Annotated in this window: 13 protein-coding genes; 12 read left to right on the top strand and 1 reads right to left on the bottom strand. The window is 52.9% G+C overall.

Translation table 11 applies throughout. The features are described 5' to 3' along the window. Positions 1-88: 88 nt before the first annotated feature. Positions 89-853, top strand: a complete 765-nt coding sequence (locus ACM615_RS20995) for an SDR family NAD(P)-dependent oxidoreductase (RefSeq protein ID WP_431012481.1) — start codon at positions 89-91, stop codon at positions 851-853. A gap of 179 nt (positions 854-1032) precedes the next feature. Here the strand turns inward: ACM615_RS20995 and ACM615_RS20990 are convergent, their stop codons facing one another. Continuing rightward, entirely contained in the window at positions 1033-1860 is an 828-nt protein-coding gene (locus ACM615_RS20990) for a dienelactone hydrolase family protein (protein ID WP_112290942.1), read from the bottom strand. A 185-nt stretch (positions 1861-2045) separates the two neighbouring features. On the opposite strand from ACM615_RS20990, the gene katE reads away from it, so the two are divergent. From katE to tatD, 11 genes are all read left to right on the top strand, one after another. Continuing rightward, positions 2046-4328 carry a catalase HPII gene (gene katE, locus ACM615_RS20985; protein ID WP_390889643.1) on the top strand — a complete coding sequence of 761 codons (2283 nt, stop codon included), beginning with the start codon at positions 2046-2048 and terminating at the stop codon, positions 4326-4328. A 223-nt stretch (positions 4329-4551) separates the two neighbouring features. Further along, complete coding sequence (gene udp / locus ACM615_RS20980) at positions 4552-5313, top strand: uridine phosphorylase (protein ID WP_112290943.1); 762 nt, start codon at positions 4552-4554, stop codon at positions 5311-5313. Between the two features lie 199 nt (positions 5314-5512). Next, positions 5513-6040, top strand: a complete 528-nt coding sequence (locus tag ACM615_RS20975) for a DedA family protein (RefSeq protein ID WP_113878008.1) — start codon at positions 5513-5515, stop codon at positions 6038-6040. Between the two features lie 157 nt (positions 6041-6197). Then, positions 6198-7733, top strand: a complete 1536-nt coding sequence (gene rmuC, locus ACM615_RS20970; protein WP_120162769.1) for a DNA recombination protein RmuC — start codon at positions 6198-6200, stop codon at positions 7731-7733. A gap of 148 nt (positions 7734-7881) precedes the next feature. Further along, on the top strand, positions 7882-8637 hold the full coding sequence (gene ubiE / locus ACM615_RS20965; RefSeq protein ID WP_112290948.1) for a bifunctional demethylmenaquinone methyltransferase/2-methoxy-6-polyprenyl-1,4-benzoquinol methylase UbiE: 756 nt from the start codon (positions 7882-7884) through the stop codon (positions 8635-8637). Positions 8638-8650: 13 nt separating this feature from the next. After that, complete coding sequence (ubiJ, locus tag ACM615_RS20960; RefSeq protein ID WP_112290971.1) at positions 8651-9259, top strand: ubiquinone biosynthesis protein UbiJ; 609 nt, start codon at positions 8651-8653, stop codon at positions 9257-9259. Beyond that, positions 9256-10887 (top strand): ubiquinone biosynthesis regulatory protein kinase UbiB, encoded by a 1632-nt coding sequence (ubiB, locus tag ACM615_RS20955; protein WP_112290949.1) that lies wholly within the window; start codon positions 9256-9258, stop codon positions 10885-10887. Before ubiJ ends, ubiB begins: the two co-directional genes overlap by 4 nt. A 72-nt stretch (positions 10888-10959) precedes the next feature. Further along, positions 10960-11226 (top strand): Sec-independent protein translocase subunit TatA, encoded by a 267-nt coding sequence (tatA, locus tag ACM615_RS20950; protein WP_129639387.1) that lies wholly within the window; start codon positions 10960-10962, stop codon positions 11224-11226. A gap of 3 nt (positions 11227-11229) precedes the next feature. Next, positions 11230-11877, top strand: coding sequence for a Sec-independent protein translocase protein TatB (gene tatB, locus ACM615_RS20945; protein ID WP_132967128.1), 648 nt, complete (start codon positions 11230-11232; stop codon positions 11875-11877). A gap of 2 nt (positions 11878-11879) precedes the next feature. After that, positions 11880-12653, top strand: coding sequence for a Sec-independent protein translocase subunit TatC (tatC, locus tag ACM615_RS20940; protein ID WP_112290952.1), 774 nt, complete (start codon positions 11880-11882; stop codon positions 12651-12653). A gap of 57 nt (positions 12654-12710) precedes the next feature. After that, positions 12711-13502 (top strand): 3'-5' ssDNA/RNA exonuclease TatD, encoded by a 792-nt coding sequence (gene tatD, locus ACM615_RS20935; protein WP_132967126.1) that lies wholly within the window; start codon positions 12711-12713, stop codon positions 13500-13502. The last annotated feature ends 42 nt before the right edge of the window (positions 13503-13544 follow it).

Raw genomic sequence — 13544 nt, 5'->3', positions numbered from 1 at the left:
TTTCAGGCTGTTTCCCCACACGGCGCGGTTCTCCGCTAGGCTTAAATCAGGATTTACTTTCTTTTTACCCATCAGACAGGGAGAAAATATGAACCGGTTTACAGACAAAGTCGTGGTAGTGACTGGCGCAGGTTCCGGCATGGGGGCCGCATCGGCACGGCGTTTTTCTTCAGAAGGGGCGATTGTGGTACTTGTCGGCCGGACGAAGGAAAAGCTGGAGAAAGTCGCTAAAACGTTGAGCAGTACGCAGTATTACATTCATCTGGCGGATGTTTCATCCGCACAGGATGTGGAGCGTATGGCAGAAGTGATTGAGGATAAATTCGGCCGGGTCGATGTGCTGGTAAATGGCGCAGGCGTTGTGGTGCAGGGCAAAGTGACAGAAGCCAGCCTCGATGACTGGCAGGAAATCATGGGTATCGATCTTAGCGGCGTTTTCTATTGCACGCGTTTCTTTATGCCCGCGCTGATTAAAAGCAAAGGCAATATCGTGAATATTTCCTCGGTGTCCGGCATCGGCGGTGACTGGGGCATGAGCTTCTATAATGCCGCGAAAGGTGGTGTGACCAACTTCACCCGTTCGATTGCTATGGATCACGGTAAAGACGGCGTGCGCGTCAATGCTGTTTGTCCGTCGCTGACCTTCACGGATATGGCGGCTGGCATTAAAGATAACCAGCCGTTACTGGCAAAATTTGCCGAACGAATCCCGCTGGGGCGTGGCGCAGAGCCGGAAGAAATTGCTGATGTGATTGCGTTTCTCGCCAGTGATGATGCGCGCTTCGTGACGGGTGTAAATCTGCCGGTTGATGGCGGACTTTCTGCCTCTAACGGTCAGCCTCCGCAGGCGTAACGCGCTGTTTCAGAAAAGCGGTCGATAATTTCGAACAGGACTGGCAGGGCGCGTTTGGGCGATTGTCGTTGTAAATAGATTGTCGTTGTAAACAGATTGTCGCTGTAACTGACTGAATGCTAATAAAAAGCCCGACAGGAAAATCTGCCGGGCTTTTTTATTTGCTCAATACCGTACTTTTACTTCACACCGTACTGGGCGAAGAAATCCAGCATACGCTGCCAGCCATCAGCGGCGGCTTCCGCGTGGTAGCTCGGGCGGTAATCAGCGTTAAACGCATGACCGGCTTCCGGATAGACCACGATTTCTGCCGTGGCATTGGCTGCGCGGATGGCCTGACGCATGGTTTCAATCGTATCCAGAGGAATGCTGGAATCTTCTGCGCCGTATAAACCCAGAACAGGCGCATCCAGCGCGGCGGCGCGATCGACCGGCTGTGACGGGCTGGTCAGCGTTTTATCACCCACCAGTTTGCCGTACCACGCCACGCCCGCTTTCAGCTGCGGATTGTGCGCCGCATACAGCCAGGTGATGCGTCCGCCCCAGCAGAAACCGGTGATGCCTAATTTGGAAATATCCCCGCCATGTTGCGCGGCCCAGTGTGCGGTGTGGTCGAGATCAGAAAGCACCTGCTGATCCGGCACTTTGCTGACCAGTTTGGCGAAAAGCTCGCTGATTTCGGTGTAATCACGCGGGTCGCCCTGACGGAAATACAGCTCAGGCGCGATGGCCATATAGCCCTGTTTCGCCAGACGGCGGCAGACATCCTGAATGTGTTCGTGTACGCCAAAAATTTCCTGCACCACCAGAATGATCGGCAATTTTCCGGTGAACTGTTCCGGACGGGCAAGATAGGCAGGCATGTCTTCGCCCTGCGAAGGGATCGTGGTCTGGCCTGCGTGCAGTCCGTCGGTATCGGTGTGGATGGTGGTACTGGCGACGGGAGTGACGGCAGGAGCAAAGCTGGTCGGAGCCTGTTTCAGGGTAAGCAATTCTTCTTTTTTCATCGGGGGTCTCCAGGCAAGTGTCCATACGAAAATCTGTGGCTTTGGATTAAAACTATAGCCGTAAAGCATGAACAGCAAGGCGCAAGAGATGTTCTATAGTTAAAAGTTAATCAGGAAAGTCATCATGGAAGATTTACAGAACGCACACCGAACGCCCGAAACCTTAGTCTTAGGAGCTATGTTCAATGTCAAAATCACCGTCTAAAGTGACCAAGAAAAGTGAGCCAAAACCGGTAAGCCGCGCCCCCGCCACGGGCATCGAGTCCTCTCAACCTGGCCTGGGCGACCTGGCACCCGCCGATCGTACTTATCAGCCTTCACCCCAGCCGACACCGCCGGGGAAAGAGCCGACCGCTTCCGGCAGTGCCAAAAGTCCGAAAAATACCAATGCCAAGCTGGACGCATTAGAACGCCATCGTAAAAACGGCGAAAAGCAGCCGCTGACCACCAATCAGGGCACCAAAATCTCTGATGATCAGAACTCGCTGAAAGCCGGCAACCGCGGGCCGACGTTGCTGGAAGATTTTATCCTCCGCGAGAAAATTACCCATTTTGACCACGAGCGCATTCCTGAACGTATTGTTCATGCGCGCGGTGCGGCGGCGCACGGCTATTTCCAGCCATACCGCAGCATGAAAGATGTCACGAAAGCCCATTTTCTCTCTGATCCGGCAAAGAAAACGCCGGTGTTTGTGCGGTTCTCTACCGTTCAGGGCTCGCGAGGCTCGGCGGATTCTGTTCGCGACATCCGTGGCTGGGCGACAAAGTTTTATACCGATGAAGGCATTTACGACCTGGTCGGCAACAATACGCCGGTATTCTTTATTCAGGATGCCCATAAATTCCCTGATTTTGTCCATGCGGTAAAACCAGAACCGCATAATGAAATCCCGCAGGGCGCCAGCGCGCACGATTCCTTCTGGGATTACGTGTCCCTGCAACCTGAAACACTGCATAACGTTTTCTGGGCGATGTCTGACCGTGGCATTCCTCGCAGTTACCGCACGATGGAAGGTTTTGGCATCCATACATTCCGTTTCGTGAATGCCGAAGGGAAAGCTACTTTTGTGCGTTTCCACTGGAAGCCGCTGGCCGGAAAGGCCTCTTTGTTGTGGGATGAGGCGCAAAAACTGGCCGGGAAAGATGCGGATTTCCACCGCCGTGATTTGTGGGAAGCCATCGAAGCCGGTGATTATCCTGAATATGAACTGGGCGTTCAGCTGATCCCTGAAGAAGACGAATTCAAATTTGATTTCGATCTGCTGGATCCGACCAAGCTGATCCCTGAAAAACTGGTGCCGGTAGAACTCATCGGCAAGATGGTGCTTGACCGTAACCCCGATAATTACTTCGCGGAAACCGAACAGGTCGCATTCCATCCGGGACACGTAGTGCCGGGCATCGATTTCACCAATGATCCGCTGTTGCAGGGGCGTCTGTTCTCCTATACCGATACGCAGATCAGTCGTCTTGGCGGACCGAATTTCCATGAAATTCCGATTAACCGCCCGACCTGTCCGTACCATAACTTCCAGCGTGACGGCATGCACCGGCAGGATATCGATACCAATCCGGCGAATTATGAGCCGAACTCCATCAACAATAACTGGCCGAGGGAAACACCTCCGGCAGCGTCCGGCGGCGGTTTTGAAAGCTATCCGGAGCGGATAGATGCGGAAAAAATCCGTCAGCGCAGTCCGTCATTTGCTGAGTATTATTCCCACCCGCGTTTGTTCTGGCTGAGCCAGACAACAGCGGAGCAGGATCATATTGTCGGGGCCTTCTCGTTTGAATTGTCGAAGGTGGCGCGGCCGTATATCCGCGAGCGTGTGGTGGATTTACTGGCGCATGTTGACCAGACGCTGGCGCAGAAAGTGGCTAAAAATCTGGGTATTACGCTTTCCGCTGACACCCTGAAGATAAAAGCGCCGAAGCCTGTGAATGGCCTGAAAAGTGATCCGACCCTGAGTTTGTATGCCAGCGGCAAAGGCACGATTAAAGGGCGTCAGGTGGCAATTCTGCTCGGTGAAGGCGTGAATGCGGCCGATGTACTGGAAACCTTGCAGGCGCTTCAGGCTGCGGGTGTGCATCCTAAATTACTGGCGAGTCATTTAGGGACTGTCACCGCCGATGATGGTTCGACATTACCGGTGGATGCCACATTTGCCGGGTCGCCTTCCATTACCGTCGATGCAGTGATTGTTCCGCACGGGCATATCGATGCACTGCTGATGAACGGCGATTCCCGTCATTACCTGCTCGAAGCTTATAAGCATCTGAAAGTCATCGGTTTAAGTGGTGATGCGCGTCGCTTTAAATCGCTGCTGGGGCTGAAGGATGATGTGCCGGAAGAGGGCGTTGTCGAAGGTGAAAAAGCCGAAGGCGCATTGCTGAAAACGTTCCTGAAAGAAATGCTGAAACACCGTATCTGGTCGCGTAGTGCAGCGGCAGATGCGGTTCCTGCCTGATTTGTCATAACTGAAAATAGCCTGTCTCCGGTAGCGGAGGCAGGCTGTTTAAAATCGCGTCAATCGCCCATTAATTTGTGACCATCATCACAAATTAAATGTATGCGTAATTCCTGTTGTTACATCATAGTGACGACCGTCACGAAATAACGTCACAATGTTCAGTACAGTTGCCGGGTGTTCCTCCTGCCAATTTATGACCTTACACACAGAGGAGTTTGTTATGTCTCAGCCTGAAGTTTTCCATCTTGGCCTGGCCAAAAAAGATTTAAACGGCGCGACGCTGGCGATTGTTCCCGGCGACCCTGAGCGCGTGGAAAAAATTGCCAAACTGATGGAGAACCCGGTTCGTCTGGCTTCCCACCGCGAATTTACCTCATGGCGCGCTGAGCTTGATGGCAAATCTGTGATTGTTTGTTCAACCGGTATTGGTGGTCCTTCGACTTCCATCGCGGTTGAAGAACTGGCGCAACTGGGGATCCGTACCTTCCTGCGTGTCGGCACCACCGGCGCTATCCAGCCACACATCAATGTGGGTGACGTTCTGGTGACTACCGCCGCCGTTCGCCTTGATGGCGCAAGCCTGCATTTCGCCCCAATGGAATTCCCTGCGGTCGCCGATTTTGCCTGTACCACCGCGCTGGTTGCTGCGGCAGAATCCGCAGGCGCTGCCACGCACATTGGCGTGACCGCGTCTTCTGACACCTTCTATCCGGGTCAGGAACGTTATGACACCTTCTCCGGCCGCGTTGTCCGTCGCTTCAAAGAATCGATGAAAGAGTGGCAGGAAATGGGCGTCATGAACTATGAAATGGAGTCCGCCACCTTGCTGACCATGTGCGCCAGCCAGGGCCTGCGCGCCGGTATGGTTGCCGGTGTTATCGTGAACCGTACGCAGCAGGAAATCCCTGATGCGGAAACCATGAAGAAGACCGAAAGCCATGCGGTGAAGATTGTTGTAGAAGCGGCTCGCCGACTAATCTGATTTCCCGTCATCCTTCCTGCAACTCGAATGATTTAGGGAAAGGATCGGATTATAAAGACACTACATCATAGTGATGGGCTGCCTCTGGCGGCCCATTTTTTTGCCCTGTTAAGCAGATCTGTTAAGGTCATGTTAGTAATGCGTCTGGAATAATTGATCAATTCCCGCTCCGTATCTCTGATAAAAAGGAACTGCATTTTTGACTGTTCATGACCTTCTCGATTACACCACCACCTTTATCCGCGCACATCAGGTGTGGGCTGCGCCCATCGTCTTCTTTCTGGCTTTTGGTGAGTCTCTGGCCTTTTTGTCACTGCTCCTTCCTGCAACCTTTATCCTGCTGGGATTGGGCGCGCTGATTGGTGAAACCGGTATTCCTTTCTGGCCCATCTGGGCCGCCGCCGCTGCGGGTGCTTTCTTTGGCGACTGGCTTTCCTATTGGGTCGGCAACCATTTTCAGGACAGAGTGGGCAACTTCTGGCCTTTCTCCCGTCATCCGCAAATGCTGGTGCGCGGTCATGCTTTCTTTGACAAGTGGGGCATGCCGGGCGCGTTTATCGGCCGCTTCTTTGGCCCGCTGCGTGCTGTTGTGCCGCTGGTCGCGGGGATTTGCGGTATGCCGCAAAAATATTTCCAGATTGCCAATGTGACGTCGGCGCTTATCTGGGCTTTCGGCATTCTGGCGCCTGGCGCTTTTGGCATTCAGTGGCTGAGCCGCTGGTTTTGAATCCTGCTCCCTATGGCTGACCGCCGCAAGGGGGCAAGTACAGAGAAATTCCCTTTTGGAAAACGTCTCGCAAAGGCTCAATGCAACAGAAAATAGACTGGACATCCATACAGCCTGACATTACCTTGGCCGCAAGAGACTTCAAGAGGGAAATCGCGTGGATATCAGCATTCTGACTGCCCTGGCGGCGGCGTTAATTGGCTTACTGGTGGGGTGGCTCGTCGCCAGTTTGCGGCAACAGCAACAGCAAACGGAGTACGAAACGCAGCGCCGTTTGCTGGAACAATCACTGGAGCAGGTTAAAGCGGAAAATGATACGCACAAAAGTGAGCGGCTATCGGGCCAGCAGCAACTGCGTGAAGCTGAACTTGAGTTGAGAAAATTGCACAGCCTGCAGGCCGCCAGTCAGGAAAAGCTGCAACTGCTGGCGCACTGGCAAAACGAGTGTGAACAGCTGAATCAGGAACTGCGCGCACAGCGGGAAATTAACAGTGCGCAGGAGGCAGAGTTGCGTGAGGTTTCCACCCGTCTGGATGAAACCCGCATGGCGGCTGAGGAGAAGCAACGTCTGCTGATCAACAGCGAACAGCGTCTCAGCAGTCAGTTTGAGAATCTGGCGAACCGGATTTTCGAACAAAATGGCCGTCGCGCCGACGAACAGAATAAGCAAAGCCTCGACAAATTACTGCTGCCGTTGCGCGAGCAACTCGACGGTTTCCGCCGTCAGGTGCAGGACAGCTTCGGACAGGAAGCCCGTGAACGGCATACGCTGGCCCACGAAATCCGCAATCTGCAACAGCTGAATGTCGAGATGGCACGTGAAGCCGTCAACCTGACCAAAGCACTGAAAGGTGACAACAAAACGCAGGGCAACTGGGGCGAAGTGGTGCTCAGCCGCGTGCTTGAGGCTTCCGGATTACGTGAAGGCTATGAATATCAGACGCAGGTTAGCGTGCAGGTCGACAGCAACAGCCGCATGCAGCCTGACGTGGTGGTGCGGTTACCGCAAAACAAAGACGTGGTGATTGACGCCAAAATGACGCTGGTCGCTTACGAGCGTTATTTCAACAGTGAAGACGACGCTGAGCGCGAAATCGCGCTCAATGAACACATTGCCTCAGTACGCGGGCACATCCGCCTGCTCGGACGCAAAGATTATCAGCAACTTCCAGGCCTGCGCAGCCTCGATTATGTGCTGATGTTTATCCCTGTTGAACCTGCTTTCCTGCTGGCTATCGACCGGGAGCCCGAATTGATCAGCGAAGCGCTCCGTCACAATATTATGCTTGTCAGCCCGACGACTCTGCTGGTGGCGTTACGCACGATCAGTAATCTGTGGCGCTATGAACACCAGAGCCAGAACGCCAAACGTATCGCCGATCGCGCTGCGCGTCTTTACGACAAACTGCGGCTGTTTGTAGATGACATGGAGTCGATGGGGCAGAGCCTCGACAAAGCGCAGGGAAGTTATCGCGCCGCGATGAATAAACTCACGCAAGGCCGTGGTAATCTTATCGGACAGGTTGAGAGTTTCCGCGCTCTGGGTGTTGAAGTTAAACGGCCAATCAGTCCTTCTCTGGCTGAGAGGGCTAAAGCGGAAAATGAACCTGAAGATACCGCATCTCTTCCAGATACCTCTGATGCGGAAGAAGAACAGACACTGAACCCGCGCGAGCTAAACCTGCATCAATAGGCCGCGCTTGCCGGAATGGCCAGCACGGCATTTCAGATTCAACGTGTGAATTATTGCAATATGTTGAATCACCATCGGTGATGGGGCTTTCCTATGGGTTCTGATACACTTCTCCCCAAGAGTTCGACTGAAAAAGCAGGCATATAAAATGGAAAAGCAGACGCAGGAAACCACTCATTTTGGTTTTCGTACAGTAGCCAAAGATGAAAAACAGGAAATGGTGGCAGAAGTCTTCCATTCCGTTGCGGCAAAATATGATTTGATGAATGACCTGATGTCTTTCGGTATTCATCGTATCTGGAAGCGCTTCACGATTGATTGCAGCGGTGTCCGTCAGGGACATCGTGTACTGGATCTGGCTGGTGGTACGGGTGACCTGACCGCTAAATTCTCCCGTCTGGTGGGTGAGAAAGGCGAAGTTGTGCTGGCCGATATCAACGACTCCATGCTGAAAATGGGCCGCGAAAAGCTGCGCAATCTCGGCATTGTCGGTAACGTCAGCTACGTACAGGCGAACGCCGAAGCCCTGCCTTTCCCTGATAATTATTTTGACTGCATCACGATTTCCTTCGGTCTGCGTAACGTAACCGAAAAAGAAAAAGCGCTGCGTTCAATGTTCCGCGTGCTTAAGCCGGGCGGCCGTTTACTGGTACTGGAATTCTCCAAACCTGTCCTCAAGCCTTTGAGCAAAGCCTACGATACCTATTCCTTCCACATTCTGCCGCGCATTGGCGAGCTGGTTGCGCAGGATGCTGAGAGCTACCGCTACCTGGCCGAATCTATCCGTATGCACCCTGATCAGGAAACCCTGAAGGGCATGATGGGCGATGCTGGTTTTGAAAATGTGACGTATCACAATCTGACGGGTGGCATTGTCGCACTGCATCGGGGTTTTAAATTCTGATATGAGTATGCCGATGTTGTTAACGCCGTTGCTGACTGCCGCTATCGAGACGCCGCTCAATTTTCTGCTTTTCAAAGATCGCAGCATGAAGGCGGCGCGCACGCGTCTGGCAGGTAAAGTTTTACGTGTTGAGTTGCAGGAACTGAGCTCACCGCTGACCTTTGTTTTCAGCGAGCAAAAAATCGATGTCCTCGGACAATGGGACGGTGCGGCCGATTGCACCGTCACTTCCCGGATTTCATCTCTGCGCAAATTACGGGATCGCCAGCAACTGTCACCGATGATGCGCAGTGGCGAACTGGTAGTCGACGGGGATATTTCCGTGGTTCAGCAGTTCTCTGCGTTGCTGGATATGGCGGAATTTGAGCCCGCAGAATTTCTGGCGCCCTATATCGGTGATATCGCCGCACAGGGGTTAAGTCAGGCGGTTCAGGGCGGCTTTAATTTTCTGCAAAAAGGCCTGAAACATCAGCAAAGTTATGTGGCGCAGACGCTGACCGAGGAGTGGAAAATGGCACCCGGCCCGCTGGAAGTCGTCTGGTTTAGCGATGAAGTCACTGCAACGAAGCGTGAACTTGATGCGCTGGATAAACGTATCGAAAAACTGGAGGGCAAACCGTGACGCCTAGGGAAATGCGACGTTTATACCTGATTATCCGCATGTTTCTTATCTACGGCCTTGACGAACTGATCCCTAAAATCCGCTTAACGCTGCCGCTGCGAATGGGCCGTTATCTTTTTTTCTGGTTACCTCATCGTCACAAAGATAAGCCGTTGGGCGAGCGCATGCGTCTGGCGCTGGAACAACTTGGGCCGGTATGGATCAAGTTTGGTCAGATGATGTCCACGCGCCGCGATCTTTTCCCTCCACATATTGCCGATCAACTCGCTCTGCTGCAGGACCATGTACCGCCGTTTGATGGCGCAAAAGCGCGTCAGCAAATCGATGCTGCACTTGGTGGTCCGCTGGAAACCTGGTTTGATGAGTTCGATCAGACTCCGCTGGCTTCTGCCTCGATTGCACAGGTTCATACGGCAATCCTCAAGGAAAACGGCAAGCCGGTCGTACTCAAGGTGATCCGCCCGGATATTTTGCCGACCATTGTGGCGGATATCCGTCTGATGTCTCGTCTTGCAAGCTGGCTGCCGATTCTGCTGCCTGATGGTCGCCGTTTGCGCCCGCGTGAAGTGGTGCGCGAGTATGAGAAAACCTTGCTCGATGAACTGAATCTGTTACGTGAAGCAGCAAATGCGATCCAGCTTCGTCGTAACTTTGAAGGTAGTCCGATGCTGTATGTGCCGGAAGTGTATCCGGACTACTGCAGCGAACGACTGATGGTGATGGAGCGCATTTACGGCATTCCGGTTTCTGATATTGAGGCACTGAAAAAACAGGGCACCAATATGAAATTGCTGGCAGAACGTGGTGTGCAGGTGTTCTTCACACAGGTTTTCCGCGACAGTTTCTTCCATGCCGATATGCATCCGGGCAATATTTTCGTCAGCTACGAAACGCCGGAAGACCCTTGCTACATAGGGATCGATTGCGGCATAGTGGGTTCGCTCAATAAGGAAGACAAGCGCTATCTGGCGGAGAACTTCATCGCGTTCTTTAACCGCGATTATCGCAAAGTGGCTGAGTTGCATGTCGATTCCGGCTGGGTTCCCCGCGATACCAACGTTGAAGAATTCGAATTTGCTATCCGTACGGTCTGCGAACCGATTTTTGAGAAACCACTGGCAGAGATTTCCTTTGGCAACGTATTGTTAAACCTGTTTAACACGGCGCGGCGCTTTAATATGGAAGTCCAGCCTCAGCTGGTGTTGCTGCAAAAAACACTGTTGTATGTCGAAGGCCTCGGGCGTCAGCTTTATCCTCAGCTGGATTTGTGGACCACGGCAAAGCCGTTCCTCGAAAGCTGGGTACGCGATCAGGTCGGTTTACCGGCGATGATCCGCGCACTGAAAGAGCGTGCGCCGTTCTGGCTCGAGAAAATGCCTGAGTTGCCGGATTTGGTGTATCAGAGTCTGCATCAGCACAAGCTGTTGCAATACAACATTGAGAAGCTTTCCTCGCAGATCCATAACCAGAGTTCCCGTCAGGGTCAGTCTCGTTATCTTCTGGGAATAGGTGCGACGCTGTTGTTAAGCGGAACCCTTTTGCTGTTGGGCGACGTGAAGATTTATCCAGCCTGCCTGATGGCTGCCGGTGCTGTTTCCTGGTTGATCGGATGGAAGCGCGCCAGCTAATCATATTGTTTTAAATTGAATGCCGTTTGCGAACGGCAATGAATGTCGTTCCTTCCTATTGAGGTGAAAAAAATGGGTGGTATTAGTATTACAAAAATCCTGATTCTCGTTGTTCTTGTGGTACTGCTGTTCGGTACGAAGAAACTGCGTGGTCTGGGTTCTGATCTGGGCGCGTCCATCAAAGGCTTCAAAAAGGCCATGAGCGATGACGACACTCAGCCAAAAACCAAAGACGCTGACATTTCTCCAACTGATGCTGATTTCGCGGCAAAGTCTGTTGAGATCAAGCCGGAAGCGAAAGCAGAAGACACCAAGAGCCAAAACAAAGAGCAGGTATAAGCCGTGTTCGATATTGGATTTAGTGAACTGCTGCTGGTATTGGTGATTGGCCTGGTTGTTCTCGGGCCGGAGCGTTTACCTGTAGCAGTGAGAACAGTAGCAGGCTGGATCCGTACGCTTCGTGCAATGGCCGCTTCAGTTCAAAGCGAATTATCGCAGGAGCTGAAACTTCAGGAGCTGCAGGATAGCCTGAAGAAAGCGGAAGAGTCCGGTCTGAAGAATTTAACGCCTGAAATCAAAGCGTCTATGGACGAATTGAAAGAAGCGGCAGAATCCATGAAAAAGTCTATCAATTCAGGGCTTAACCCTGCGGAGAAGGCGGTGGAAGAAGCTAAAGCTGATGGCAATACCATTCATAATCCGGTTCTGGATGAAGCGGAAGCGCATCATGACGCGGGTGTTTCACCGGCAGCGGCAGACAAAGTGGTTTCTGCCCCGGCAGGTGCGCCGCAAAGCGCTGTTGATGCTGCACTCGCATCGAATAAATCCGCTCATGCTGCTCAGCCATTGATGACACCAACGGAACCGGTGCCTGACACTTCTGTTGAGGTTGCACCGTTGACGAAAGCTGCTGTGGATGAAGCCCCTGTTGCTGAAACTGCCGCACCCGTCAAACCGGCTTCATCAACTCAAACGACAGGTGACCGTTAAACATGGCAGTTGAAGATACTCAACCACTGATCAGTCATCTGATTGAACTGCGCAAGCGCCTGCTGAATGCCATTATCTGCATTCTGGTGGTGTTTTTAGCGCTGGTTTATTTTGCGAATGACATCTATCAGCTGGTGGCCTCACCGCTGATTAAGCAGATGCCGATGGGCGCGAGCATGATTGCGACCGACGTCGCATCACCGTTCTTTACGCCAATTAAACTGACGATGATCGTGTCGGTGTTCTTATCCGCACCGTTCATTTTGTATCAGGTCTGGGCGTTTGTGGCGCCGGCGCTTTACAAACATGAACGACGTCTGATGATGCCGCTGCTGTTCTCAAGCTCAGCGTTATTCTATCTCGGCGTGGCATTTGCGTATTTCGTGGTGTTCCCGCTGGCGTTTGCTTTCTTTGCGAAAACCGCGCCGGTTGGCGTACAGATTGCTACCGACATTAACAACTATCTCGATTTCGTGATGGCGTTGTTTATGGCCTTTGGCGTGTCTTTCGAAGTGCCTATCGCGATTGTGCTGCTCTGCTGGAGTGGCGTGACCACGCCGGAAGACCTGAAAAAGAAACGTCCGTATGTCCTGGTTGGGGCATTTGTGGTCGGCATGTTGTTAACTCCGCCGGATGTGTTCTCGCAAACGCTGCTGGCAATTCCGATGTATCTGTTGTTTGAAATCGGGGTGTTCTTTGCCCGTTTCTACGTCGGAGCACGCCGCCGGTCTGATGTCGATACAGAGTCTGATACCGATCCGGATCAGCCTGCATAATCCTTATTCTGCTCTAAAAAACCGCCCTGTTGGGCGGTTTCTGTTTCAGGACTTCCCATGTTTGAAATCGGTATAAACCTCACCAGCAGCCAGTTTGACAAAGACCGGCCGCAGGTGGTGGAAAGAGCCCGGACCGCCGGGCTGAGTGGCATGTTGATCACCGGTACCTCTGCGCAGGAAAGTATCGAAGCGCAGAAGATGGCGGCAGAGCATCCGGACTTTTGCTGGTCAACCGCAGGCGTGCATCCGCATCAGGCCAGCGACTGGAACGAGCAGGTTGCTGCAAACATTCGTCAGCTGGCTGAATTGCCCAACGTCGTCGCCATCGGTGAATGCGGGCTGGATTTCAATCGCAACTTTTCGCCAGCTGACCTTCAGGAAGCGGCTTTTACGGCGCAACTGGCACTGGCGAAAGAGTTACAGTTGCCGGTGTTTTTGCATTGTCGCGACGCCGGTGAGCGTTTTGCCGCATTGCTGAAACCCTGGCTGGCAGATTTGCCGGGTGGCGTTGTGCATTGTTTTACCGGCACCCGCCAGGAGCTTGAGCTGTATTTGTCCCTTGGTCTGTCGATTGGAATTACCGGGTGGGTGTGCGACGAGCGTCGCGGACTGGAGCTGCGTGAAATGCTGCCGCTGATCCCTGCTGAAAGGCTGATGCTGGAAACCGATGCGCCGTATTTACTGCCGCGGGATATGGAGAACAAACCAAAGAACCGTCGCAACGAACCGGCTTTCCTGCCGCATATCGTGAATCAGGTGGCACTGTGGCGGGGTGAAGACCCGCAATGGCTGGCGGATATCACCGATGCCAATGCGCGTAAGCTGTTTGCGTTACCGGAGCGTCGCTGAATCCATGAAAAAGGCACCGCTGAAGGTGCCTTTTGAGTTCTG

It is taken from the genome of Rahnella sp. PAMC25617 (assembly GCF_050606005.1).
Lineage (GTDB): Bacteria > Pseudomonadota > Gammaproteobacteria > Enterobacterales > Enterobacteriaceae > Rahnella > Rahnella variigena.
Note: the sequence above shows the minus strand (reverse complement) of the source record. Positions and strands in the feature narration are given on the sequence as shown.

Coding starts and splice junctions, on each gene's coding strand:
- ACM615_RS20995 (WP_431012481.1), top strand. CDS start 89: ATGAACCGGTTTACAGACAAAGTCGTGGTAGTGACTGGCGCAGGTTCC.
- ACM615_RS20990 (WP_112290942.1), bottom strand. CDS start 1,860: ATGAAAAAAGAAGAATTGCTTACCCTGAAACAGGCTCCGACCAGCTTT.
- katE (WP_390889643.1), top strand. CDS start 2,046: ATGTCAAAATCACCGTCTAAAGTGACCAAGAAAAGTGAGCCAAAACCG.
- udp (WP_112290943.1), top strand. CDS start 4,552: ATGTCTCAGCCTGAAGTTTTCCATCTTGGCCTGGCCAAAAAAGATTTA.
- ubiE (WP_112290948.1), top strand. CDS start 7,882: ATGGAAAAGCAGACGCAGGAAACCACTCATTTTGGTTTTCGTACAGTA.
- ubiJ (WP_112290971.1), top strand. CDS start 8,651: ATGTTGTTAACGCCGTTGCTGACTGCCGCTATCGAGACGCCGCTCAAT.
- tatA (WP_129639387.1), top strand. CDS start 10,960: ATGGGTGGTATTAGTATTACAAAAATCCTGATTCTCGTTGTTCTTGTG.
- tatC (WP_112290952.1), top strand. CDS start 11,880: ATGGCAGTTGAAGATACTCAACCACTGATCAGTCATCTGATTGAACTG.
- tatD (WP_132967126.1), top strand. CDS start 12,711: ATGTTTGAAATCGGTATAAACCTCACCAGCAGCCAGTTTGACAAAGAC.